This window comes from Pseudolactococcus piscium, from assembly GCF_002441695.1.
Lineage (GTDB): Bacteria > Bacillota > Bacilli > Lactobacillales > Streptococcaceae > Pseudolactococcus > Pseudolactococcus piscium.
This window is the reverse complement of record NZ_JXJW01000006.1, coordinates 1-26,211: the sequence shown is the minus strand read 5'-3', so window position 1 is coordinate 26,211 and position 26,211 is coordinate 1. Positions and strand designations below refer to the sequence as shown.

The 26,211-nt window shown below is 36.7% G+C and carries 25 protein-coding genes; 1 reads left to right on the top strand and 24 read right to left on the bottom strand.

Annotated features, from left to right (window positions below):
• Positions 1-9 precede the first annotated feature (9 nt).
• The 19 genes from RU86_RS04025 to RU86_RS03935 form a co-directional block, all read right to left on the bottom strand.
• Positions 10-903 (bottom strand): capsular polysaccharide synthesis protein, encoded by an 894-nt coding sequence (locus RU86_RS04025; RefSeq protein WP_179296193.1) that lies wholly within the window; start codon positions 901-903, stop codon positions 10-12.
• A 180-nt stretch (positions 904-1,083) separates the two neighbouring features.
• Complete coding sequence (locus RU86_RS04020) at positions 1,084-1,452, bottom strand: DUF2304 domain-containing protein (RefSeq protein WP_096814174.1); 369 nt, start codon at positions 1,450-1,452, stop codon at positions 1,084-1,086.
• On the bottom strand, positions 1,449-2,180 hold the full coding sequence (locus tag RU86_RS04015) for a glycosyltransferase family 2 protein (protein ID WP_096814173.1): 732 nt from the start codon (positions 2,178-2,180) through the stop codon (positions 1,449-1,451). Before RU86_RS04015 ends, RU86_RS04020 begins: the two co-directional genes overlap by 4 nt.
• A 57-nt stretch (positions 2,181-2,237) precedes the next feature.
• Entirely contained in the window at positions 2,238-3,023 is a 786-nt protein-coding gene (locus tag RU86_RS04010; protein WP_096814172.1) for a glycosyltransferase family 2 protein, read from the bottom strand.
• Between the two features lie 22 nt (positions 3,024-3,045).
• Positions 3,046-4,635 carry a DUF2142 domain-containing protein gene (locus RU86_RS04005; protein WP_096814171.1) on the bottom strand — a complete coding sequence of 530 codons (1,590 nt, stop codon included), beginning with the start codon at positions 4,633-4,635 and terminating at the stop codon, positions 3,046-3,048.
• A gap of 26 nt (positions 4,636-4,661) precedes the next feature.
• The gene (locus RU86_RS04000) at positions 4,662-6,356 is read right to left on the bottom strand and encodes a rhamnan synthesis F family protein (RefSeq protein ID WP_096814170.1); all 1,695 of its coding nucleotides are present in this window, start codon (positions 6,354-6,356) and stop codon (positions 4,662-4,664) included.
• Positions 6,353-7,321 carry a glycosyltransferase family 2 protein gene (locus RU86_RS03995; RefSeq protein ID WP_096814169.1) on the bottom strand — a complete coding sequence of 323 codons (969 nt, stop codon included), beginning with the start codon at positions 7,319-7,321 and terminating at the stop codon, positions 6,353-6,355. Before RU86_RS03995 ends, RU86_RS04000 begins: the two co-directional genes overlap by 4 nt.
• 1 nt (position 7,322) lies before the next feature.
• The gene (locus tag RU86_RS03990) at positions 7,323-8,516 is read right to left on the bottom strand and encodes an ABC transporter ATP-binding protein (RefSeq protein ID WP_096814168.1); all 1,194 of its coding nucleotides are present in this window, start codon (positions 8,514-8,516) and stop codon (positions 7,323-7,325) included.
• Positions 8,517-9,308: an ABC transporter permease gene (locus RU86_RS03985; RefSeq protein WP_096814167.1), complete on the bottom strand. Its 792-nt coding sequence runs from the start codon at positions 9,306-9,308 to the stop codon at positions 8,517-8,519.
• The gene (locus RU86_RS03980; protein WP_096814166.1) at positions 9,305-10,240 is read right to left on the bottom strand and encodes a glycosyltransferase family 2 protein; all 936 of its coding nucleotides are present in this window, start codon (positions 10,238-10,240) and stop codon (positions 9,305-9,307) included. Before RU86_RS03980 ends, RU86_RS03985 begins: the two co-directional genes overlap by 4 nt.
• On the bottom strand, positions 10,230-11,372 hold the full coding sequence (gene cps2T, locus RU86_RS03975; RefSeq protein WP_096814165.1) for a beta 1-4 rhamnosyltransferase Cps2T: 1,143 nt from the start codon (positions 11,370-11,372) through the stop codon (positions 10,230-10,232). The genes RU86_RS03980 and cps2T overlap by 11 nt, the downstream gene beginning before the upstream one ends.
• Positions 11,373-11,546: 174 nt before the next feature.
• Positions 11,547-12,401, bottom strand: coding sequence for a dTDP-4-dehydrorhamnose reductase (rfbD, locus tag RU86_RS03970; RefSeq protein ID WP_096814164.1), 855 nt, complete (start codon positions 12,399-12,401; stop codon positions 11,547-11,549).
• Positions 12,398-13,447, bottom strand: coding sequence for a dTDP-glucose 4,6-dehydratase (gene rfbB, locus RU86_RS03965; RefSeq protein ID WP_096814163.1), 1,050 nt, complete (start codon positions 13,445-13,447; stop codon positions 12,398-12,400). The genes rfbD and rfbB overlap by 4 nt, the downstream gene beginning before the upstream one ends.
• A gap of 54 nt (positions 13,448-13,501) precedes the next feature.
• Positions 13,502-14,095: a dTDP-4-dehydrorhamnose 3,5-epimerase family protein gene (locus RU86_RS03960; RefSeq protein ID WP_096814162.1), complete on the bottom strand. Its 594-nt coding sequence runs from the start codon at positions 14,093-14,095 to the stop codon at positions 13,502-13,504.
• A 1-nt stretch (position 14,096) separates the two neighbouring features.
• A complete protein-coding gene (rfbA, locus tag RU86_RS03955) occupies positions 14,097-14,972 on the bottom strand; it encodes a glucose-1-phosphate thymidylyltransferase RfbA (protein WP_096814161.1) in 876 nt (291 codons plus the stop codon).
• 246 nt (positions 14,973-15,218) lie between these two features.
• Positions 15,219-16,949, bottom strand: a complete 1,731-nt coding sequence (ezrA, locus tag RU86_RS03950) for a septation ring formation regulator EzrA (protein ID WP_096814160.1) — start codon at positions 16,947-16,949, stop codon at positions 15,219-15,221.
• 145 nt (positions 16,950-17,094) lie between these two features.
• Positions 17,095-18,132, bottom strand: coding sequence for a translation elongation factor Ts (gene tsf, locus RU86_RS03945; protein WP_079507645.1), 1,038 nt, complete (start codon positions 18,130-18,132; stop codon positions 17,095-17,097).
• A 258-nt stretch (positions 18,133-18,390) separates the two neighbouring features.
• On the bottom strand, positions 18,391-19,173 hold the full coding sequence (rpsB, locus tag RU86_RS03940; protein WP_096814159.1) for a 30S ribosomal protein S2: 783 nt from the start codon (positions 19,171-19,173) through the stop codon (positions 18,391-18,393).
• A 209-nt stretch (positions 19,174-19,382) separates the two neighbouring features.
• Complete coding sequence (locus RU86_RS03935) at positions 19,383-19,922, bottom strand: cysteine hydrolase family protein (protein ID WP_096814158.1); 540 nt, start codon at positions 19,920-19,922, stop codon at positions 19,383-19,385.
• A 93-nt stretch (positions 19,923-20,015) separates the two neighbouring features.
• On the opposite strand from RU86_RS03935, the gene RU86_RS03930 reads away from it, so the two are divergent.
• Positions 20,016-20,435: an Lrp/AsnC family transcriptional regulator gene (locus tag RU86_RS03930; RefSeq protein WP_096814157.1), complete on the top strand. Its 420-nt coding sequence runs from the start codon at positions 20,016-20,018 to the stop codon at positions 20,433-20,435.
• Between the two features lie 6 nt (positions 20,436-20,441).
• On the opposite strand, the gene RU86_RS03925 is transcribed toward RU86_RS03930, so the two are convergent.
• The 5 genes from RU86_RS03925 to rsmD all read right to left on the bottom strand — a co-directional run bounded on the left by RU86_RS03925 (position 20,442) and on the right by rsmD (position 26,087).
• Complete coding sequence (locus RU86_RS03925; protein WP_096814156.1) at positions 20,442-20,960, bottom strand: NUDIX hydrolase; 519 nt, start codon at positions 20,958-20,960, stop codon at positions 20,442-20,444.
• Between the two features lie 197 nt (positions 20,961-21,157).
• Positions 21,158-23,758, bottom strand: a complete 2,601-nt coding sequence (adhE, locus tag RU86_RS03920) for a bifunctional acetaldehyde-CoA/alcohol dehydrogenase (RefSeq protein WP_096814155.1) — start codon at positions 23,756-23,758, stop codon at positions 21,158-21,160.
• Positions 23,759-24,015: 257 nt separating this feature from the next.
• Positions 24,016-25,068 (bottom strand): SepM family pheromone-processing serine protease, encoded by a 1,053-nt coding sequence (locus RU86_RS03915; RefSeq protein WP_096814154.1) that lies wholly within the window; start codon positions 25,066-25,068, stop codon positions 24,016-24,018.
• Complete coding sequence (gene coaD / locus RU86_RS03910; RefSeq protein WP_096814153.1) at positions 25,055-25,543, bottom strand: pantetheine-phosphate adenylyltransferase; 489 nt, start codon at positions 25,541-25,543, stop codon at positions 25,055-25,057. Before coaD ends, RU86_RS03915 begins: the two co-directional genes overlap by 14 nt.
• A complete protein-coding gene (rsmD, locus tag RU86_RS03905; RefSeq protein ID WP_096814152.1) occupies positions 25,536-26,087 on the bottom strand; it encodes a 16S rRNA (guanine(966)-N(2))-methyltransferase RsmD in 552 nt (183 codons plus the stop codon). The genes coaD and rsmD overlap by 8 nt, the downstream gene beginning before the upstream one ends.
• Positions 26,088-26,211 lie beyond the last annotated feature (124 nt).

Here is a 26,211-nt window from a genome sequence, read left to right as displayed (position 1 = left end):
TTTTAATACCTATTTCGTTTTTAAAAGTTCACCATATATTGTCATAAAATCACTATTTTTTTTAGGAGGTTCAAACTTCCATGATAACTTGATTAGGTCAAAATCAGTCTTAACCTCAGCCATGATAGCAGTCGTCGCCTTATCTGCTAACTGGTATTTGTAGCCACCAGCCAGAAAATCCCCCGGATCATAACTGTGAATTGGTAACTTTTTCATTTCTTGTGCTAATTCTGGTAAACAGTCTAAAGTTAAGTCAATTAATTTATCTAATTGCAAATAATGAATCACTTTAGTATAGCGTTGCCAATAAGCATCATTAAGGATCTTCAATGCTTCATAAAAATAGGTATTAGTGCCACCTAAAAAATATAATTGCCAATCACCCTGTGACATACCATGGTCACTTGCAATAGTTAAACTTTTTTTTGCCCGATAAGATAAGAAGGGATAGTTAAATATATCACTAGTAAAGCGCTTGTTCAGCCATAAGGTGGCATCTGCCCATATACCACCATATTTCGCTAAAAGATTAATCCTAATTTGATCAGAAAACTGCGCATTGGTCATTTTTCCAGATAAAAATAAGGCTAATATTTCTGGTCTCAGTGATATATATTCTTTGAAATTAGTTTGATCAATATTGATAAACTTCGTTCCCTGTGGGAATTGCTTTTGCATCTGCTGTATACAATTTTTGACTACTTCAGGAGCATTGTCCATACCCTGCCACCATGAATACCAGACTGTTTGATTTTCTACTTGGCGTTCTTGATAATTTATTGAGATTTCAGATAATTCTTTTGATAGCGCTTTCTTAAAGTGATACTTGACCTGACGATAACATATCTTTTCGAAGAAGAAGGCCATTTTGAACAGCAATGACTTAACCCATTTAAAAGGCATAATGATTGCTAACCATCTCAAATGGCAAGATATAATCCTTGGCAGGGTCAGTTTTGGTGACCAGTAAAAAATATTGGGTATATTTAATTTATAAATTCTAACAATTGACTTTAACATACCACCCTTTACTTTTCCTTTTTTAGTTCATAACCTGTTTGACCAGGTCTACAAGCATTCTAGTTAGGCCAGGTCATGTTGATTTTTGTCTGTCTTATCAACTTCTGTTTTCATAAGTGATAGTTCTTGTGTCAACACTTTAATTTGATTTTCCGCATTAATTAGCGAAATATGTGCGTTCAAGGCAAAAATCAACAGCACACCCGTCAAACCAAATAAGGCAAGTGATGTCAGATTGATAATCCCCAACAACTTAGCAACACGGCTTCCTAGTGCAGGTACCAAAGCACCAATTAAAATAATAACCGCTAATAAAAGCCATTTACGCAACTGTCTAACTTCTGCTTGGCCTTTTTTAACTAAGTAAATTGGCAAGATAAAAAAACCAACTGCCAAAATGATCGCGATAATTTGTAGTTGTAAAGGCATCATTTTTGGTCCTCTTTCATAATCAACCCAGCAATTAAAATTGATAGTGAGACATCAATCATATAGCCCACTGCTTTCCTCAAATTAATACTCGATTCACCGGTCGTCCGTTCAAACATCTGAACACCCACTTCTCGTACCTTGATATGATTGGCAAACAAGTGCATATAACTCTCTGGTTCTGGATATTTACTTGGATAATACTTTGCAAATTGGTCGATAACTTTGTGATTACCTGCTCGATAACCGCTTGTCACATCTTTTATTTTTACTTTTGACGACCACTTGATCAGTTGTGATAAAATTTTAATACCAAGTTGTCGCGCACCTGTTGACTGAAAATCAGAAGTACCCTCTTGAATAAATCGCGAACCGACAGTAAAGTCAACTTCTCCATTAATGATTGGGTCAACTAGTTGAGGTAAAGATGCTATATCATGTTGACCATCGCCATCAAATTGGATCGCAATATCATAGCCATGCTTTTTAGCATAGATATAACCTGTTTGTACAGCACCACCGATCCCTAAATTAAGGACGAGTTCAACATGGTTAATCTTATTCGCTAGCAATATCTCTTCTTCATTATCAGAAGATCCATCATTAATCACGATATAGTCTAGTTTATAGTGACTACTCTCACGATAGGTATCAACTGTCTTAATGACTGCTGCAATCCCCTCAGACTCATTGTAAGCGGGGATAATTAAAAGGATTTTTTTCTTATCCATTTATTCTCCAAAATTTTTTATATAGTACCTATTATAGCATAAATGAATTATGCGTTATTATTGATTTCCTTTTTGATTGTTTACATAGACGCGCATCAGCAGTTTTGCAATCACAGTTGGCCAATAGCGTTGATACATCATAAACTCTTCAGTTTCTCTATTTTTATCTAGTGTGTTGACTGTTGTTTCTGAAGCATCGTGTATTCGATGATACATCAGTCTTTGCTTGACGTATGTCACTTTACCTGGACGTGACATAATTCTTTCCCACGCGTCCCAATCAACGACCATTTTTAACCCTTCATCAAACTTGAAATCAGAGAGTCTTTCCATGTTATAGGATACCGCAGGGCAAGAGATAAAATTACCAAGCGCATAAATACGTTTTTGATACCATTTGGCCTGAAGTAGGGACATCAAGCCTAAGCCGAAATGTTTGATTTTCAAATTGATATTACGTGGTCTTAGCTGATCTTGCGCATCATTCTCACTATAGTCTGTAAAGACAATATTTGTCTCATCAGACTGATTAAACGCCTTGATCACTTCAGTCCCATAACTTGGCAAATAGATATCATCTTGATGGGCAATCGTCGCATATTTAGTCGTGACAAAAGATAATGCTTGATTCCAGTCATGTCCAATACCACCACCATCAGTGGTAAATACATCAATCTGATATTTTTTTGCTAACTGATCAATTAGCGTATTGGGTGTACTCGTATATAAAATAATTTTTGACTCTTGTGCGTGCACACTTGTCTGATTGACACAAGATTGAATGCAGGCTTGTAAATATGGTGACTCACCATAAGCACAAATCACAAACGTATGTTGAAACATCATTTCTCCCAATTCTATTTGACTAAAAAATAAGATCCCCTGTAACGTAAAAGTAGGTATAAGTAGTTAATAAGGCACCAAATAGGCATAACTTCATCACCACAGCACAAATATGTTCTTCTATTTTCACATCTATTGCGCTGGTAGCTGAACCTAATCCGAATATTTTTTTGATAGGTGTACTCAGCAATACTGGAAGAGATGTCATTGTAATAAACAGATATCTACCCTGTATTCCCTCAACAACAGGTTCTCCTTGGCTATACACCCTAGAATCACCTGCAATTGCATAAATTGTTGCAAAGATAATGAAAACGTTTATGGTAATTAGAATCGTTTTAAAGTATGTTGGTAATTCTACATTAACCACGAAACTAGTGATTAAAATCATCACAATAAAAATGACGATGTTAGTATTATTTAATACCGCATGATCTACTGGTAAAAAGGGCGCCTGTAAATGACCATTGGGTGATCCTATTTGCATAAAAGAATTTTGACCAATCACATTAAAGAACGTTCGGATAAATACCTCAATGGAATCCTTTAAGTGTGCAAGAAAATAAGTTAAGTTAGACACTTTACCAGTATCTACATCAGCGGCAGCAGATGAAACATATCCAAATATGGAAAAGAGACGAGTTTGTGCTAGCCACATGCCAGATAAAAGTATTGTCAGAGCAATTGGAATAAACGACACCAACTTGATTTTAGCAGACTGATAATATGATTTTGAAATAAATAATGGTAAAATGACGATTGACACCATAGGAGCCTTTGCTAAAACAAGGAGGCATGAAAAAATTGAGTAAACAATGATATCCTTTAACTGTATCTTATTTTCATTATCAAACATATTGATTAGCCAAGATATCGCTAATAAAGTTAGGCCATAGTAAAATGAGTCATAATTATATCCTGCAGAGATCCATAGACAAATTGGAATCGTTGAAACTCCAAATAATGCGATTGCATACTGTTTTGACTTCTTAATTGCAAAGTATGCCATTGTGGCTAATGCAAGGATATTAAACATCCTACCTAGATAATATGAGACGAAAACATAAGGACTGAGTATTCTACCAATCTTAATGCCTATTGCTGATGGAATAAATACAGGATTCGCAATGTTATAATTTTTTTCTTTGATGACACTATAATCAGATTTTTTATGCTTTAACTGTAACCAATCACGACTATATAAGTTATACTTATCAACTTGTCCTTCTGGATTAAACGCAGCATCCGGAGAAACTTTATAGAATTCCGTTTTATCTACGAGATTTATAAAATGCCCATCAGCAATTTGCATGGCATTAGCATAATGTGCTTGCTCATCTAAGCCAGTTCCAGCTGGTAAGATTAAACTATTTAAAGAACCAATCAACAAAATGATATAAAATGCATTTCTAGGTATTTTTTTTACATCATTAAAGTTCAGCACAAACATTAGCACAATAAGTACCAAAAAAGCAGGAATCATATACCTCATTGGCCAATCAACTTTGCTCCTGACCATGAAATGAGATACAAACAACAACACAGTAAGAGTTAAAAAAATGTATTTATTCTTATAAGCATTTTGCATACAACCATTTATTTTTTTTTTCATATTCTCCCCCAAAAAATATTATTCTATCACTTGACTAGTTTCAATCTAATCAGAATTTTTTTGATTAAATATTTCAATGCTTTTCTTCCACCTAAACTATTCCAATCAATTTGACTAGTATTTTTATTCATAGTTTTAACGTCTATAAATGGTGTTAGCCTCGTCACATTCTGCGATATCTTAAACTCATAAAAATTATTCCATGAAATATAAATTAACGACCGCTCGATTGCATGTAGAATACTATTTTGTGGTAGTGGTTCATTAGGGACATCTGACTCTGTCAAATTCAAATCAAATAGCTGATGCAGCGCATCATACCTAAACCAGCCAAATGTCCCATAACTCATCACAAATGTAGATAGTTGTGTAAAATCGACTACCTTATCTAATACCATGCGCTCCCACAATTCATTCATATGTGGTGCAATTTGTGATTCATTAGTCGCATTTACAATTTCATTATATCTAAAAAAAGTTGGTATATCAGCAATCACTAAACCAAGTTTTGGACTTGAAAATTGTGATACGATTTGATTGGCAGGTTTAACCAACATGTCAATCAAATCCTTGCGCCAAGATTCACCAACCAGAAAATCTGCTTCCTTAGATTTTTTAGTATGAAAATGTCCTATGACCTCGTATGTTGATAGTATATCTTTCAATTTCAGCATGGGCAGCACATCACGTCCGACATTTCCTGTAACAAATATTTTCGCTTTTAATTTAAATGTGGCTAGTGCTCGCTCAATTTCAGCTTTTTTTTCATAAATATCTGTTGTAATAAACAAGTCATATTGAAATTCATACCTGACAAACTGTTCAAAAAACTCTGCTAGCAAATCCGTATAAAATACATGCAAGTGAATCGCAACAGGTTTAACAAATTTACCCTTATTATCCCTTAGATTTAAATAGCTATCTGCTAGTAAGTATTTCTCATCTGGATACTCAACAAAACTAGACATATGCGTATATATTTGCTTGATTGGATAATCACTTTGTCTGTCAAGTTCTCTTAAAACCAGTGGTGTCATATCTTTAAACGCTTGAATGGCTTTTATTTTTAAAAAGGGCACTTTTTCTTTAACGATTACTGAAGGATTCCAATATGAAAAATCTGGATGTAACATACCACTTATCGGCAAACTCACTGTATCCAAAATTGTTTTATACTGATAACCCATTTTTATTAATTCGGATGTTAAAGATGTTTCGTAACTTGCAATCACCTCTTGGACATCAGATAAGATTTCAACATTTCCCCAAAATGATTGGAATAAATTGGATTCTATAATTTCCTTATGGTAGACTACAAAGTAACTTTGAATGTGTTCTGAAACCGTTTTAGTCTCGCGATGATTTGTAATCCCCCAGAAATCCACTGCTTCAGCTTCATAATTTTCATAGTAAGGTTGCATATCGTATAACGGGCCAAAACACGTGTCATTCATCAGAGTCACGGAATCATACTTAATCAGTTCCTCCCATCCAACATGCTCAATACCATCTGACCAAGCGGCAAAATCAAAACCCGAGTTTTCACGTTGGATGAACCCGTCATAGGTAATTCTTGATAAATCATTCGGCGACAATTGGCTATTTGAAACCACGATTATTTTTTCAAATAGTGGTCTCATCTCATTGAGTTGAAAAATCACATGATCACTCAACTTATTATATTTATTAAAATGAACATAAAATAATATTCGGCGTGTCATTTTTTCAATCCTTTTCTGAGCATTTTCTGTAGCCTACCAAATTTCGACCGTTCCAAATTTTGAATATGCAGTTCTTTCTGATTGATGATTGACTGAAAGTCAGCTATCTGATTTTCCAATTGCGATATTTGCATGGTCAGATTTATATTACTATCACTCAATAACTTCAAATTTTCGTCTGAGATTCGCAGTCGTTCTTGTATAGCTGCTCTGTCTAATTCAAGTTCTGCCATCCGTTTCTGGCTAATATAGTCAGGCTCGATAACCTGATCCATATATTTCTCTCTAAATTCTGCCAATATAGATTCAAATAAAAACGTATCTTCCGTATAACTGTTTTGAGATGACCGACTATTTGATTTCACTTGATAGTTGATATAGTTATCTTTAGCAAGCTTAAACTTTTTTCCTAAAAAAGCCATCTGCAAAAAGAAGTGCCAATCTTCTGCCACCAACTCCATTTCAAATGTCATGTCCTTAATAGCAGCAGTTTTAACTAAAGACTCCGGAGTAACATGGAGTTGTTGTCTCTGTAACCCCTCAAGGGTAAACTCCGGAAAATTAGTCTTATAGTCATTCCCAGTCTCTAATTCTACAACATGCCAATTAGGATAGATAACATCAGCGCCTGTATCTATCGCTATTTGATATAAACTACTCACAAAATCTGCATCAAAGAAGTCATCTGCATCAAGAAAAATATAGTAGCTCCCTGTTAACTCCTGTAGGGCTCTATTTCTTGTTTTAACAATACCTCTATTTTCTTGCTGTATAAGTTTTACCTTTGATACCTTGACAGATGGTAATGTTTTGTCAATTATGGCAAGCGAGTCATCACTAGAACCATCATCATAAATCAGTAATTCAATATTAGGATAGGTTTGGTCAGATACACTTTCAATTGCTTTTTGAATATACTGAGCATAGTTGTAATTAGTGATTATAACAGAAATAAGGGGGTTCATATTATAGTTCCTTTAGTAGACCATATGTATATTTGTCATCAACATCAAAATACTTGAAATATATATCATCATCTCCACTTGTATAAGCAAGTGGCTCAGTATCAAAATGTGCTTCATTTTTAATCTTAGGGTCTTTGCGTAAACTAACTGTTAATCTAAAGTTTGTATTATGGAAATTGGTCATCGGTATACTAGCATGAAAGCTATTTTGTCCATTAACATTAATTGAACCACTATCAAATACAATCCCGCCACGACCAACATCATAAAGCGCATAGGCCAGATATAAATTTGGCTCTTGCTTGATACTCTCATCATTGATGTTATATGTTACATCGAACTCAAAATTTTGATTTGGTTTATCCAAAACAAGTGGACTCTTTGGTATCATACTTAATTCAATAGCTTTATAACTAGTTGCTTGAGTCACTTTATCACGATTAGCTGAAAGGTTATCTTCTGAATAATGAGTCGTGACATCTTGTATCGTCTCTGCTCTGTCCAGATAGCCATCCTTGATATAGACAACCTTGTTACAATATCGCTGTATTGCGTTCATATCATGTGTTACTAAGATAACCGTTTTATCTTTATCTTGTCGAATCTCATCAAAAAATTCTTGTGATTTTCTTTGGAAAGCTTCATCACCAACTGCCAGAATTTCATCTAAGACTAAAATATCTGATTTAGCTTGAATAGCAACTGAAAAAGCTAGTCTAACTTGCATGCCAGATGAATAGTTCTTCAATTTTTGGTTCATAAACTTATGAAGTTCAGCAAAGTCAACGATTTCTTGATACATATCATCAACTTCACTCTCAGAAAACCCAAGCATGGCACCATTTAAGTAGACATTCTCACGTCCAGTCAATTCGGGATTAAAGCCAACGCCAAGTTCAATAAACGAGACCAATTTACCATTGACATCAACATTCCCTTTTTCTGGTACATAAATTTGTGAAATGATTTTGAGTAGCGTTGACTTCCCTGAGCCATTTCGTCCCACTATGCCAAAAAAATCACCTTTTTCAACATCGAAAGAAATATCTTTTAGTACTTTTTGTTCCGTGTAACCTTTTATCCCTTTAAATCGATTCACTAGTGTAGTTCTTAGGCTTGACGAACTTTCTGTAGGCAATTTAAAAGATTTGCTAACATGATTAACACGAACAGCAATGTTATTATTTTCAGTCATTTAGATAATCTCCGCAAATTTCTTAGAATGTTTATTAAATAAAACAAGACCTATAACAAATACGATAACTGGTATTACATAGGGTATAAAAGCATACTGCCATTTTAGTAATTGCCATACAGTAACATTTGCATGATCAATCAAAAAATAACGCATATCCTGAATGATTTGTGCCATTGGATTCATAAACATTAATTTCGCTGCTAATGGGTGATCCTTGGAAACAAATGAGACGGAATAGATGATTGGTGTGGCATACATTCCTGCTTGAAGAACAACTTCCCACACGGGGGACAGGTCTCTATATCTAACAAAGAGTGTCGCTAATAATAGTGCAATACCGACTACAAGAATTAACAGTTCTATTAGAAGTAAAGGGAGAAAGAGCACCTGAAACGAAAATGTTACACCATTAAATGCGGCAAAAATCAATACAACAACTAAGTTGATGCACAAATTTATAAATGCATTTGTAACAGCGGATAAAACAATAATAGGTTTTGAAAAACTAATTTTCCGCATTAAATCACCACGTGTAACGATTGATACCATGCCCATACTTGTTGCTTCAGAGAAAAACCCCCAAACGGTAGTCCCTAAGAGTAAGGCAACAGCAAAGTGAGGTACATCAGATCCGAATCTTAAAAATCGAATAAAAACCATATACATAACTGCAAATAGCATGATTGGTTTCAGAATCGACCACAAATAGCCTATTACGCTTCCCTGATATCGTAATTTAAAATCAGTTTTCACTAATTCTTTTAATAAAATCCAATTTTTCGAGTTCATTTTTTTACATACCCCAACTTTGTCACAACAAGTGTTCGAAACACGATGGTGTGAAATAATTTATTCTTTTTAAAGTTATATTTTTTTAAATACATAATCCGATTGATCATCGTCTGATTTAGCAAATCAACATACTTTTCTATCAATTCTCTATTATCATCCGATAAATCAGGTTGATTTAATATAGAAGCTGCTTGTTTTTGACTGGTGATGATCAGCTCCCAGTATTTTTGAACAGCTTGCAATGGATTTAACCATTTTTTAAGGCGTTTAGCCAAAGTTCTAGCGCCCAACACATTATGATCATGCTGACGGTAAAGTTCACCAGGCTTATCGATATAAACGAGCTCCCCTGTTGCAGTGGCTAGCAAAGCCAAGTACCAATCATGCATGATCATGTTATCTGAACTGCTCCATCTTTTGACTAAAGCATGATTGATCATAGCCACACCACCAGTAACAGTATTCTCTGTTAACTCTGCCAGTAAACTTGTATTGGCATGGTGACTTTGGCTATGAACCATTGATGGATTGATCACCTTCAAGTTTTCGTCAACTACTGATAAATCCATATAGACCATTAAAGCTTTATTTGCATTATACTTTGTAGCTTCAGATAGCATGATGGCTATTTTTTCTGGAAGCCATACATCATCCTGATCACAGAAAAAATAGTAATCGGCCTCATCATGCTTGATTAGTTTGTAAAAACTATTAATGACGCCTAAATTTCTTCGCTCAGGCTCATCAATAAATTTGATACGTTCATCCTTTAAAACATATGCCTTGATTATGTCAAGCGTCTTATCTGTCGAGCCATCATCACGAATCAGTAATTGCCAGTCAGTAAACGTCTGTGCCTGTATGCTATCAATTTGCTCAGAAAGAAACTTTGCCCCGTTATAGGTTGAGAGAACAATATTAACCTTCATTCAAAAACAGCTCCTCATATTGTCCTACAATCTTACCCCAAGTATATTTTTCAGCTATAATTTCCCTTGCTTTTTGCGCAAGCATCACGACTGCTTTCGAATCAAGATTCTCTGCTTGATTCATTACCTCGCAGAGTGTATCTAATTGCCAAAAAAGAGCTGAATCCAAAGCTACATTCTGATTAAAACTGACATCAAATACCAAGTTTAAATCTGTCGTACTCATCGCCTCAAGTAATCCCGGGTTTGTCCCACCTACTGCATGCCCATGTATATAAGCAAAAGCATGCTTTCTAATAGCAGTCAGCTGCTCTTTATCATACACTGTGCCAACGAACTTGATTCGCTTGTCTTGATCAAAGTTGGTTAATTGACGTAATTTTTCAAAATAAGGATCGCCCAGATGGTTGGTGATGATGACCAAATCATGTTCCGTGCTTGACACCATAAAATTACGGATAATTGCCTCGTAATTATTTTCGGGTACAAAGCGACCAACAACAAGGTAATAGGCACCCACTTGGATGCCATATTTATCCAACCAAGGTTGAGCAACTCCCGGAACCATTACGACATCGTTCGTACCATAGGCAATCACTTTTGATGCAACATGATCATATTCAGCTTTTAAATAATCTTCAATCCCCTGATTATCCGAAATAATCAAATCAGCATTTTCAGCCATTTTTTTCTCTGAATATTTCAAGTACACTTGAATTGGCTTCATCCACTTACTACGCTTCCACTCAAGTCCATCTGGATTAACGTATAATTTTCCACCTATTTTATGAATCAGCTTCACATAGTGACCAATAAAGGCACCTAATGTGTTCCCTAAAATATAAAATATGGGATTCGTAATATTGTTTGCTTTGATGTACTTTATGGCATAGACAATCGCATCTCGATCATAGAAAATGACATTTGCCGCACCGAAATTTCTTTTTTTAATCTCAAATACATCAGCAGTTTTATAAGTAAGATGCTTGCCCGTTTCATTTTCCGAAAGTTGGGCAACGTGATACTTAATTTGGTCGGACTGTTGATGACTAACAAGCTCCTCAACAAAAGTTTCAAATCCGCCATATTTGGCAGGCAAACCACGCGAACCAATTATAAAAACATGTTGCATTTTTCACCTAATTTCTCATCATAGTCTTTTTCAGTATAGCACAATTAAGGATAATTGTCATTTTACCGTCTGATTACATTTGGGAATTTACACGGATTTATCTTAGTTATGCTGCGCATATGCATTTATAATCAAAAAAGCAAGTACCGAGGTACTTGCTTGTAAAGACTCAATTTACACTTGTTTTTCTTGACGATAAAAGGCGTTCAAAGCATCCTGCCATGATGGAATAACAAAGCCTGTTGCTTTTGCTTTATCTAAACTCATCGTTGAGTTTAAGGGGCGTTTTGCCTTAGCAGGAAATTGACTAGAATCAACTGGACTAACCGTTACAGTCGTATCTTTTAAGATTTCTACTGCAAAATCATACCAAGTGACATCTTCTGAAGCATCATTCGATAAATGGTAATACCCAAAATCTCTTTGATTTTCAGTCAAGTAAGCCATGAATTCTGCTAAAGTACGTGTCCAAGTAGGTCTACCGTGCTGATCGTTAACCACAGTTAATGCTGCATGCGTCTCTGCTAATTTTTGCATGGTAAACACAAAATTAGCACCATAATTACCAAAAACCCATGCCGTGCGAATAATATAGAATTTATCCGCATACTTCTCGACCAGTTCCTCACCTAAGCGCTTGGTACGACCATATTCAGTCTGAGGGTCAGGAAGATCATCGACTTCCCACTCCTCACCAACAGGTTTTAGACCATCAAATACATAATCAGTTGAGATGTAAACTAAGGTTGCATTATGCGCAGCAGTTGCCTTGGCAATATTTTCTGTTCCCGTTACATTGATGGCGTAGTCAAGTGCTTTACCCTCATCTTCAGCCTTATCAACTGCTGTGTAGGCAGCACAGTGATAGACTAAAGTTGGCTTTACCTCATCGAAAACTTGATTAACTTGTTTGGCATTTGTAATATCAAGTTCAGCTACATCAGTTGCCACATAGTCTTCACCACGCTCATCTAATAAATAGCGTAATTCAGTACCTAATTGACCGCTCGCCCCAGTAATTAAAATCATTTAAGCACCTCTTGTGATTTAGCGTAGTTGGCTTCAACAGCTGCTTTTTCAGCTTGCCACCATGCTGCATTATCTGAATACCAGTTGATCGTTTCTTTCAATCCAGATTCAAAGTCAGTATGCTTCGGCGTCCACCCAAGCTCTGTACGTAGTTTCGTATTATCGATAGCATAACGCAAATCATGACCTGCACGGTCTGTAACACGATCATAGGCCGTCGCATCTTGACCCATTTCTGTTAGAATTTCTTCTAATACTTCTTTATTGTTCTTCTCTCCATCAGCACCAATCAAGTACGTTTCACCGATTTGTCCTTTTGTAAGAATTGCCCATACACCTGATGAGTGGTCTTCCGTGTGAATCCAGTCACGAACGTTTTTACCGTCGCCGTATAATTTTGGCCGACTTCCTGACAAAATATTGGTAATCTGACGTGGAATAAATTTCTCGATATGTTGGTATGGGCCATAGTTATTTGAACAGTTGGAGATGGTTGCTTTAAGACCAAATGAACGTACCCAAGCACGAACAATCAAGTCACTCGCAGCTTTAGTCGACGAGTATGGCGAACTTGGATTATAAGGCGTACGATCTGTAAATTTTTCGCCCTCACCTTCGCCATGACCTGGTAAATCTTCACGATAGGGTAAATCACCATAGACTTCATCTGTAGAGACATGATGAAAACGCAAATCATGTTTCCGCGCTGCTTGAATCAACGTATAGGTACCAATGAAATTGGTATGAATAAACTCATCTTGCGATTTCAAGGAGTTATCATTATGTGATTCTGCAGCATAATGGATGATTGCATCCACTTTTGCAGCTAACTCATCAACAAGCTTAGCATCAGCGATGTCACCAACGACAAGTTCTACACGATCGCCTAGGATATCTGAAATATTTGCTTTGTTTCCTGCATATGTTAATTTATCTAGGACGATAATTTTTTCAATCTCTGGGTGGTTATTATAAACATAATGAACAAAATTTGAGCCGATAAACCCTGCGCCACCTGTTACAATTATTTTTTTTAATTCAGTCATATATTCCTCTTTTATTATTTAATGACGATCCTTAATCAGCATCAACCATATAGTTTACAGTGAATCTGCACTTAATGGCTTGACATCACTAAGCAAGGGATGATTCATATCTGCTTCACTTACTTCTGCATTAGCAACATCTTCCCATTTGATCCCTAAGGCAGGGTCAGCATAATTAACAAAGGCATACTTTGGTTTTAACTCAAGTGCCCAATAATCATTTACAAGGTAGCTATAAGACACAAACTCACTCAAAACTTGGAAGCCATTTGCAACACCACGCGGGACAAATATACCCTTACTAGCGTTAATTTCAGTTTGATAGACATGACCAAAACTAGCACCTTCTCGCAAATCAACCCATGCACCAAGTACACGACCATTATCTGCTACAGAAATATATTTATCCCAAGGCTCCGCATGTAACCCACGTAAAACGTCTTTTCTCGAAAACGAAACATTATTCTGCAATTTACCTTCTGCAAAAAAAGAGGTCGGAAACCCTAGAGGCATCATTTTTTCTTTTTGAAAGTTCTCTTTAAACCAGCCACGATTGTCTCCATGAACAGGAATGTCAAACTCCAACATGCCAGGAATTTCAGAAATCTCTCGTACCGCTAATGTCTTACCAAAAAAATCTTCACTCATTTTAAACGTCAGCCTCCACAAGTCTTAGTAAATATTGACCATATTCATTTTTCTTAAGTGCTTGCGCAAGTTCAATCACTTGCTCACGTGTGATATAGCCCATACGGTAGGCAATTTCTTCTAAATTAGCTACTTGTACATTTTGCATACGTTGTACAGTTTCTATATATTGTGCTGCTTCAAGTAATGACTCATGCGTACCAGTATCTAGCCATGCAAAGCCACGACCCATCACCTCAACATCTAAATCCCCACGTTTAAGATAGGCGTCATTTACATCTGTTATCTCCAGTTCACCACGAGACGATGGTTGGATAGACTTAGCAATTTCGACCACATCATTATCATAGAAGTACAATCCTGTAATTGCATAGTTTGATTTTGGATGCTCAGGTTTCTCTTCTACTGATACTGCACGCATGTTTTCATCAAATTCAACAACACCAAAACGTTCTGGATCCTTCACTTGATAGCCAAAAACTGTCGCACCTGTATCTTTAGCTGCAGCACGAGCTAACATACTAGACATACCAGGACCATAGTAAATATTGTCCCCAAGAATCAAGGCAACATTATCGTCACCGATGAAGTCCGCACCGATAATAAATGCTTGCGCCAAACCATCTGGGCTTGGTTGAACAGCGTAGCTAAGTGAAATACCAAACTCGCTACCATCTCCCAGTAATTCTTCAAAACGTGGTACATCTTGTGGCGTCGAAATAATCAAAATTTCTTTAATACCTGCTAACATTAAAGTTGAAAGCGGATAATAAATCATTGGTTTATCATAGATTGGCATCAATTGTTTGCTTGCTGCACGCGTTAGTGGATATAAACGTGTTCCTGAACCGCCTGCTAATATAATACCTTTTGTCATGATGAGTTCTCTTTTCTATTTTATCTTTAACTATAGCGATAAACCGCTAACGATAGTTAACCTCTTATTGTCTAGTATCCAAAATATCAATCATCTAATTATATCATATTTACGATTATATGTGCTACCTACGTTATAATCCTGCTAAAACGCTAGATACCCAAGTATTTCTACGAAACAAAAAAAGACAAAGTCTTATAGGCTTTGTCTTCAATCTTAAACTTGCTAGATAGCAAGCCTATATTTTTAACGATAATCAGGAGTTGGCTTTGTATTATAGTAAACATTTGAAATTCGTTCTGAAGCTCCAGGTTCTACTTCATCTAGAGCAACTGAGATTTCTTCAAATGATGCTGCATAATTACGATCTCTCTCAAATAATTGATAGGCCCGCGCAATACTCTTAGCAATTCGTTCATTTGTTGTCTTATAACGATTACCATATTGCATCAAATCTTCAGCTAAGCGCGCTTTATCAACCATCTCATCTGTTGCATCTTTCAGGTTTGCAACATCCTCTGTTGCAACATCAACTAGATGATTAACACCATCAATATTGACCTTGACCTTATTTAACTCTTTAAATAAGGTTTGTACCCGCTCAGATGTGGCAAAAAACTTATCTAGATAGGCTTGAGGTAAACCAGGTAAGTTACGTTTTTCAACATACCGTTTTAAGATACGTACCTCTCTATCAAAGGTATCAGCCACATCTTGTGCAGCCTTTTCTTGTTTTCGTAAATTCTGCAAATCGCTACTAATTTTAACTTGATTTTTTTCAATATCATCAAGCGTAGAAACAATAATGTCTACTTCTTTACCAAGTAAACTATAGGGCTGTGCATTCTCTTTTATCACATCAAGAATTTCACTTACGCCAGAATCAAGCGTCTCAAGTTCTTCTTGGAAGCCTCTGACTAAGCCCATCTCATTACCTGTTAAAATATAATTCTGTGAGACATGGTCAATCTCAAGTAATAGATTTTTATTATTAGTACGTGTATGTGCCAGATAATCTTTTATAATCGCTGTATTATTGGCAACATCTCGTCGTGCTTTATACTCGTCTGAGAAAATCTCATAAAGACCATCTAAATTAAGCTTCATTTTTTCCAACTGAGCGTCTGCACGATCTAGTTCGAAATTTTCCAGAAAAATCATAGCTTGTGCTAAATCATCACTAATTTCTTGCAATCTATCATCAACTTTGGCTGAATCCGGCAATTTCAAATCTTGCTCTTTGAATGCCTCATAGCCTTCAGTTAACTCTTCAAGTTGTGCAGGATATGTTTGTGTTAACTCTTCAACAAGAGCTGGGATACGATCCGCAATTGCACCTAGAGCGATCGTATGCTCTTCAGCTGTTTCTAAAACTTCAGATGCCTCTATCGGATCCCCTGTAGAATTCAAATCAACAAACTGCGTAAACTCAGTTTCTATATTCTTTAGTTGCACTTGAAGTTCCGTGATCGCAACACCGTATTTCCCAGCATTATCAGCAATTTCTGAACGTAAGGTATCATATAAGTCTAGAGAATCTTGGATTTTAGAAGAATTAATCGTTTCTTGCTTGGTTAATTCAGATATGCCCTCTCGAATAGACTGCACATCTTCTTCCATTAGTTTGATTTGTCCTTCTGAGGCATCAACTGATGCACGCGCTCTGATAAACCTAAAAGAATCATTCAACTGTTCAGCTTCAAAAATATGATTTTCCAAATCAGCAAATGAATTAGCTGATAAATCAATCCATTTTTGATTCCACTCTCTAAAAATTGTCTGGCTTTGTCCCACAAGATGTAATTTTTTGACAGCGTCAACTTCTTCTTGAACAGGTAAATCAAATAAATCTTCCTTGCGCTTTTCAAGAGCAAGAATGCGATTTTCTGTTTGCTTACGCAGCACCATCGCTATAGCATAGAATATAACGACTACTGCTAGCAATATGATTATTGCAATTATAATACTTTTAGGCATTCTTTTTTACTCTCCATCACTGATCTGTTAATATATTTAAACCATCTATTCAAATTATAAATTCCGTGTTTCATTATACCATATTTACACAGAAAAAGACACAGAAAGTTAACTCCCCGTGTCTTTTTTACCTATTTCTCAAAGATTATTTTTCTAAGGCAGCAGCCATTGTCGCTTGAACTTCAGCTTCAAAGTTATTTGCTGCTTTTTCAATACCTTCGCCAACTTCAAAACGTGCAAATGCAACAACAGTTGCGTTAACAGAAGCCAGGTATTGCTCAACAGTTTTGCTATCATCCATCACATAAAGTTGTGCTAACAATGTGTAAGCTTGGTCAACTTTTGTGTTATCAAGCATGAAACGTTCCATTTTACCTGGAATAATTTTATCCCAGATTTTTTCAGGTTTACCTTCAGCAGCTAATTCAGCTTTAATAGCCACTTCTGCTGCTGCAACGATTTCATCTGTAAGTTGTGCTTTAGAGCCGTAAGTTAAGAAAGGCAAAGCTGGTTTGTCAACCATTGCGCGGCTTTCGTTGTCCAACTCAATCACGTGGTTAAGTTGCGCCAACTCATCTTTAACGAATTGTTCTTCTAATTCAGTGTATGAAAGCACAACTGGTTTCATTGCTGCAATATGCATTGATACTTGTTTAGCAAGTGCATCGTCAGCACCATCAACAACTGTGATAACACCGATACGTCCGCCATTATGTTGGTAAGCACCAAAATGTTGGGCATCTGTTTTTTCAATCAAAGCAAAACGACGGAAAGAAATTTTTTCTCCGATAGTTGAAGTTGCTTCAACGTAAGCTTCTGATAAAGTTTTACCAGATGCCATTTGAATCGCAAGTGCAGCATCGTTATCAGCTGGTTTGTTTTTAGCAATCAATTCTGCTGATTCATTAACTAAAGCAACAAACTGTTCATTTTTAGCAACAAAGTCTGTTTCTGAGTTAACTTCAACAAGTGCTGCAAAGTTACCATCAACATAAACACCAGTTAAGCCTTCTGCTGCAATACGGTCAACTTTTTTAGCTGCTTTAGCCATCCCTTTTTCACGGAGTAATTCAGTTGCTTTTTCGATGTTACCATCAGTTTCTACTAATGCTTTTTTAGCGTCCATAACGCCAGCACCAGTTTTTTCACGTAATTCTTTTACTTGAGCTGCAGTAATTGCCATTTTATTTTCTCCTTTTTGATGTGCTTATGATACTTAATTTTTTATGAAAAAGAGGGCTGAGGCGTAGGCCCCGCCCTCTTTCAATTTTATTGGTCATTTGAGTTGACTCGCTAACGCTTGCCAACTCAATTCAAAAGAAGCTTAGGCTTCTTTTTTTGTCGTAACACGACGTGTTACTGATTGGTTAATTCAAAAGAAGCTTAGGCTTCTTTTTTGTCGTAACACGACGCGTTACTGATTGGTCAATTCAAAAGAAGCTTAGGCTTCTTTTGAACCTTCCACAACTTCTACCAATTCTTCGATTGATTCAGCTGATGCTGCTTCAGATACGTTTGCATCTTCAGCTTCAACAGCGTCTTCGCCTTGATGACCTTCGATAATAGCATCTGCCATTTTACCAGTGATCAATTTAACCGCACGAATTGCATCGTCATTTGCAGGGATGATAACATCAATTGGATCAGGATCCGCATTTGTATCAACCATTGCAACGATTGGAATGTTTAATTTAGTTGCTTCTTGAACTGCAATTTGCTCTTTATGTGGATCCACGATGTAGATAACATCTGGGATACGAGGCATATCAGCAATACCGCCCAAGAATTTTTCAAGACGATCGCGTTGTTTGTTTAAAAGTACAACTTCTTTTTTAGGAAGCACGTCAAAAGTACCGTCTTCTTCCATTTTGTTGATTTCTTTCAAACGTGCGATACGTTTTTGAATCGTACCCCAGTTAGTCAAAGTACCACCCAACCAACGGTGGTTGATGTAGTATTGACCAGCACGAAGTGCTTCTTCTTTAACAGCTTCAGCAGCTTGTTTTTTTGTACCTACAAAAAGAACAATAGCGCCGTTTGCAGCTGCGTCGCGTACGTAGTTGTATGCATCGTCAGCAAGTTTTACTGTTTTTTGTAAATCGATAACGTGAATACCGTTACGTTCTGTAAAGATGAACGGTTTCATTTTTGGGTTCCAACGGCGTGTTTGGTGACCGAAGTGAACACCCGCTTCGAGTAGTTGTTTCATTGAAATGACTGCCATGAGCTAGTCTCCTTTTAAAATTGTTTTTTCCTCTTTCAAACATCACCTATCACCGCAACTATCGCTAGCACAACGATGATATCCGTTCAAAATGTGGTTTAGATTGCGTAAAATTTTACTGCAACCATTTAATTATACACGACTTTAGCGTGTTTTACAAGTCTTATTTGGTAATAAACAAGCATAAAGCAACCTTTTTGTCCACCTCATTAACCCAAAAATCCCTTGACTGTCATCATACTTGCTACTGCCGAAAGTTCAGCAAGCATCGTTTCCTGGACTTGTTTGGCAGGCATCAGCTCGTCATTTACTATCAAGTCCCTTGTAGCCGTCGCATCTGTTATGACGATTGGTGCATAGCCTAACTTTTCCGCAACTGGTGTTGTTGCACGGACACACATATGTGTCATCATACCACAAATGACAAGTTGTTCAACACCATTTTGTTCTAAATGATGCTGCAAGGGTGTGCCTTGAAAACTGTTTGGAAATTGCTTTTCTACAATTATTGAGCTAGCACCATACTTTAACTGCGGATGCAAGTCAGCACCTACTGTTCCTACTTCAAAAAAATCTGCATTTGGTTCATATTTGATATGTTGGATATAAATGATTGGTATTTTTGCTGCAAGAAACTGTGCTTCCAACGCATTAACTTTCAGTAAAGCCTCATCAGCGCCAGTTAATGTCATTTTCCCGCCAGTAAAATAATCATTTTGTACATCAATCACTAAAAGTCCTTGTTTCATCTCTATACCTCTTCTCTATAAAATAAAGTATAATTGTTTTATAATAGATAGTAAATGCTTTCGCGAAAGAGGTTTTAGTAGACTTCTTTCACGATGAAAGGAATCATATTGGACAACATCGATCACCAAATATTAGCCTATTTGAAATCAAATGCTAAACTAACAAACAAAGACATTGGGCAACTGATTCATATGACAGGGCAGGCCGTAGGTATCAGAATTAATAAATTGATTGATGCTGGACACATTCAAAACTACACCATCTCAATTCAGTATGATCACAAACAATTTATCCGCGTTTTCATGGATAATAACCAGTATGACACCTTTGAAGCCGCAGTAAATGCCTATCCCGAAGTGGCCGACTTTTATAAAGTGTCAGGACAAGCCTGTTATATGATTGTTGGCCACTTTTCTCATGAAAAACTAGCCCAATTTATTACGACAATCTCAAGATGGGGACGTTACAGCATTGAAACTGTCCTTGACAACAGAAAAAAAGATAGGCAATAGTCTATCTTATAAGTCATGCCCACCGTAAACACCATTCAAGTCAAACAATAAATCAATGATACTTTTGTGATAAGGAATAAATTCGCCGCTTAAAATTAAGGCTTGAACCGCTTCACGTGTTGCCCATTTTACCGCCTGGACTTCAGATGGTTGCAGTGTTAATTCTGATAGCGCTATATCTTGATAGAGGATATAGTAGTCATCAAACCCTTCATCAAAATTCAGGGTAAAAAAAGGTCTCATCTCAGAAAAATCATGATGTACCCCAATTTCTTCTTGTGTCTCACGTGCAATCGCTTCTTGACTCGTTTCACCAGCAACAGCACTTCCGCCGGCTGAGATATCCCACATATTAGGCCACCCCTCTTTAAAAGGCTGACGTTGCTGAATCAATAACTGATTATCCGAATTTAAAATACTCAAATTAACGACCATTCGGAACTCACCAGCACTCAGTTTTGTCCCCCGTTCAGCTGTTCTACCCGTAAGTCGACGCTCTTGATCATAAATATCAAATGATTCCATGCTTATCTCCTCCACAACATATCATACGTCAAGTGGGCATAAATGACAAGTAAAAATCTAAGTCGTCTGACATACCTAGCAAATTTACTAGACATATCAGGGAAGATTAAACTAGCTGATCTCTACTTGTATGTTTTGTCAGATGACTTATTTATAACGTAAAAAACCGCACATCTGTACGGTTTTTCTTGAATTATTTAACCTTTGTAGTCGTAAGCAATTTCGATAATTGCTTTCAATTCAGAAATTAAAGGTTGTTTTGGATTTGCAGTTGTACATTGGTCTTCATATGCTTTTTCAGCAAGATGATCAATTTCTGCTACCATTTGTTTCTTAGTCAAGCCTTGTGATTGCCAGTTCATTTCGATGCCAGTCGCAATACCAAGTTTATAAACTGCACTTGCAAGTGCTTCAACAAGTTCTGCGGTCGTATTACCTTTGAGTCCTAAGAATCGTGCGATATCAGCATAGTCTGTATCTGCACGGAAGAAGTCATATTTAGGGAACATGGCATGTTTTTGAGGATCTTTGGCATTGTAACGGATAACGTGCGGTAATAAAATCGCATTCGTACGTCCGTGAGGCACACCCCAAGCGCCGCCCACTTTATGGGCGATTGAGTGAGAAATACCGAGGAAGGCATTTGCGAAGGCCATACCAGCCATCGTAGAGGCATTATGCATCTTCTCACGAGATTCAGCGTCACCAGTTTTTACTGATTTTTCAAGATATTCAAAGACGATTTTGATAGCTTGTAATGACAAACCACGCGTATAATCTGATGCCATAACTGACACGTATGACTCGATCGCATGTGTTAACACATCCATCCCTGTATCAGCTGTTACGCTTGCAGGAACTGACATCACAAGTTGTGGGTCAATAATTGCCACATCTGGTGTCAAGGCATAATCAGCTAAAGGATATTTAGTATGATCATCTGAGTCAGTGATTACTGCGAAAGGTGTCACTTCTGAACCTGTTCCTGATGTTGTTGGGATACAGATGAATTTTGCCTTCTCAGCATATTCAATCTTATAAGCACGTTTACGAATATCAAGGAATTTTTGTTTCGCACCAAAGAAACTTGTATCTGGGTGTTCAAAGAACATCCACATCCCTTTAGCAGCATCCATAGCTGAACCACCACCCAATGCAATGACAACATCTGGTTGGAAGCTATTGAACATTTCTAATCCCTTATAGACTGTATTTGTAGATGGGTTAGGTTCAACATCTGAAAATACTTCAATGCTTGGATCATTTGGGTTTTTCTCAAGTTGTTTACGGATAAGATCAGCATAACCAAATTGGACCATACCTGGGTCACAAACAAGCATGACGCGTTCCGCTTTAATTTGTTGCAAGTAAGTAATCGAATTCTTTTCAAAGTAAACTTTTGGTGGTAATCTGAACCATTGCATATTATTTCTCCGTTTAGCAAGTGTCTTAACATTAATCAAGTCAACTGCTGATACATTGTGTGATACTGAGTTATGTCCATATGACCCACAACCTAGTGTCAATGATGGCAACATTTCATTGTAGATATTACCGATACCACCCTCAGCAGCAGGTGTATTGACAAGAATACGACATGCTTTCATGCGGATACCAAATTCAATTTGGAGTGCTTCATCCTCAGTATGGATAACTGCTGTATGGCCTAGACCACCAAGATCAAGCATGGCTTCACATAAATCAAGACCTTCCTCAGTCGAGTTAGCTTTGATCATTGCTAATACTGGTGACAATTTTTCACGTGATAAAGGATAATCTGGTCCAACACCGGCAATTTCAGCAATCAATAGCTTCGTTTCAGCTGGTACTTTGATGCCTGCTAATTCGGCAATATGTTTGGCAGAGAACCCAACAATTTTCGGATTAACCGCATGACCATCAGGTAACATAACAGTTGCTTCGAGTTTAGCTAATTCTGCTTTTGAAGAAACGATATAGGCATTATGAGCTAAGAACTCATCTTTAACTTCATTGAAGACTTCATTGTCAACAATAATTGCTTGCTCAGACGCACAAATCATCCCGTTATCAAATGTTTTTGAAAGGAACAAGTCATTTACCGCACGTTTGATTTTGGCTTCTCTAGTAATGTAAGCAGGTGTGTTACCTGGACCTACACCAAGTGCTGGTTTACCAGTAGAGTAAGCAGATTTAACCATAGCTGATCCACCAGTTGCAAGTACTGTTGCAATCGTTGGGTGGTTCATCAAGAGACCAGTTGCTTCAATAGAGGGTTTTGTAACCCACTGTACACAGTTTTCAGGTGCACCAGCCGCTACTGCCGCATCAAGCACGATTTGTGCTGCTGCTGAAGAAGATTTTTGAGCAGAAGGGTGAAAAGCAAAGATGATTGGGTTACGTGTTTTAATGGCAATCATTGCTTTAAAAATTGTTGTAGACGTTGGGTTCGTTGTTGGCGTCACACCACAGATAACACCGACGGGTTCTGCAATCTCAATGATACCAGCTTCTTTATCTTCGTTGATAACACCAACAGTTTTATTATCTTTAATTGCATTCCAGATATACTCTGATGCATACATATTTTTGATTGCTTTATCTTCATAGATACCGCGCCCAGTTTCTTCGACTGCTAATTTTGCAAGTGGCATATGTTTATCAAGGGCAGCCATACTCATTTCATGAACAATATGGTCAATCTGTTCTTGATTTAATTTTTCAAGTCCTTTAAGTGCTTGGGCACCTTTGGCAGCCAGTTCATCAATCATGCCAGCAACGTCAAATGTTTCAGTTTTATCTACAGTTTTAGTAGCCATCTTTTTTTCTCCTTAAAAATGGTAAGAGTGATAAGTTTTTTCAAGTTAGTGAATTCACTAACTTGTCTTTATGAACTTATTATACCATTTTGAAAACGTTTGTAAAGCGAAAAAGTGGATAAAAATAACGTATTTTTATCCACTTTGTGAAATTAATCACTTTTCAGTTACAGAAGGCAGATTTTAAAAGAAAGCTAATTCACAAAGTAAATAAAAAAAAATGAACAAATGTTGATATTTGTTCATAAGCCTTAACTTTAATTTTTTTCCAAGTAATTAATTGCGTCTTGTACTGTCTTTATTGGCACAATCTTCATTTTAGTTTTCAATTTTTTTGCAGCATCAAGTGCCTCTTGATAATTTGTTTTGATATGTTTATCGTATTTTTTCATTTCCGGCGTAATCTGATCATCTGGTGCTAAAAATACCTTCGCGCCATTTTGATTGGCGCTCGCCACTTTTTTATCGATACCACCAATTCGACCTACGATGCCATTTGCCTCGATAGTACCTGTACCAGCTATATCCTTACCATGAGTCAAATCCTTGCCCGTTAACTGAGAATAGATTTCAAGTGTAAACATCATCCCAGCAGATGGTCCGCCTATCCCCCCAGCATTTATCGTGACAGCAGGCGTACTAGAAACAACGGTATGATCGACTAATGTAATCCCAATACCGGCTTTGCCATCAGTTAATTTAATCGTTTTACCATCCGCTGATTTATTTCTTCCCTGATCATTGGTATATTGAACAGAGATAGGTGCACCAACTTTTAAAGACTTGATATATGACATTAATTCTTGAGAAGATTTAAAGTTTTTTCCATCAACACCACTAACAGTATCAGCTACCTGTAGCACATTTTTAAAAGACGATGTCTGCATCACGTCTAAAACGTAAACCCCTTTATAAGTTAAGTCAAAAGGTTTATTAGCCAGTTTAAATGCTTCATAAATAGCCGCATTTTGTGCGCTTTCCATATAAAAAGCATTCATCCGATTATAATCACTATCAGATTGATTGCCCATCATGTCCTTCTTACTGTAAACATCTGTGAAATCAGTTGCTGCAGCGTAGATCAAACCTGCTCCGGTTGCCTGCATCATAGATACTGTTGTCAAATTTAACGACCCTTTGCCAACGACAGAAGCCTGATCAACCTTAACCATGGAGCCAACATTTTCAGTAGTTCCTGGCATTTCAATATAATAAGGTAATGGGAATACGATACCGATGATTAGCAAGATCGTTAAAAAAAGGATAACTAACCATCTTTTTTTAATAAAAGACTGTTTATTTTTTTTCAATTTTACGCTCCAATTCTTTTATAACTAAACCTGGTACCCATTTTGAAATATCAGCTCCAAATTGAGCCAATTCCTTGATACGTGTACTATTAATATATTGTAAATTAGGATCGGCAAGCAATATAACAGTTTCAATACCACTCATCTGTTGATTAAAATAAACCATCTCTGATTCATAGGCTAAATCTTGCGCATTTCTCACGCTTCGAACTAAGGCAGTTACCTGTAGTTTTTCGGCAACCTTAACCGTTAAATCTGATTCATGAACGATTACTTGAACATGATCAAAATCAAGCAATAGGTTTTCCAACATGACTTTTCGTTCAATAGTCGAAAACAAAGGATTTTTTTTATCATTGTTAAATATACCCACATAAAGTGTATCGAATAATTTAGCAGCCCGATAAATAATATCCAAATGACCATTTGTCACAGTATCAAAGGTACCAGTATATAGGCCAATTTTTTTAGTCATGATCACCTCTTTCATAAATCGTTACTTTAGAGATACCATAGCGTTTTTGCTTTACTATCTCAAACTCTCCTATACTATCAGGTAGTACGACTGACTCGTCAGTTTCACATACAATAATCACTCGGTCACTCAATAATTGTAGACTATCCAAACTGCTGATATCATTTTCTACAGTTTCTTTAGCATAGGGAGGGTCTAAAAACACAAGATCAAATGGTCCAGACAATTGGTTTAACGAGCGTTTGGCATCCATTTTTAATAAACTAAATTTATTTAATTCCTTGGTCATCTCTATATTATCTAAAATAATAGCCTGTGCTTTTCGATCTGTTTCAACTAAAATAGCAGAAGACATCCCTCTAGAAATAGCCTCTATCGCCAACCCACCACTACCAGCATATAAGTCAAGCACCCGGCCACCTTCAAAAAAAGGGCCAATCATAGAAAACATCGCAGCTCTAACCTTATCGCCTGTTGGCCGCGTTAGTTTCCCATCAAGTGTTTTTAAATTTCTGCCACCATAATTGCCTGCAACAACTCTCATTGACACTCCTACATTAATTTAATGCTTTATTATAACAAAAAAAGCTATAAAAAGTTAATTGTAAATACAAAAAAACGACTGAATCAGTCGTGAATATCGGGAAGACAGGATTCGAACCTGCGAC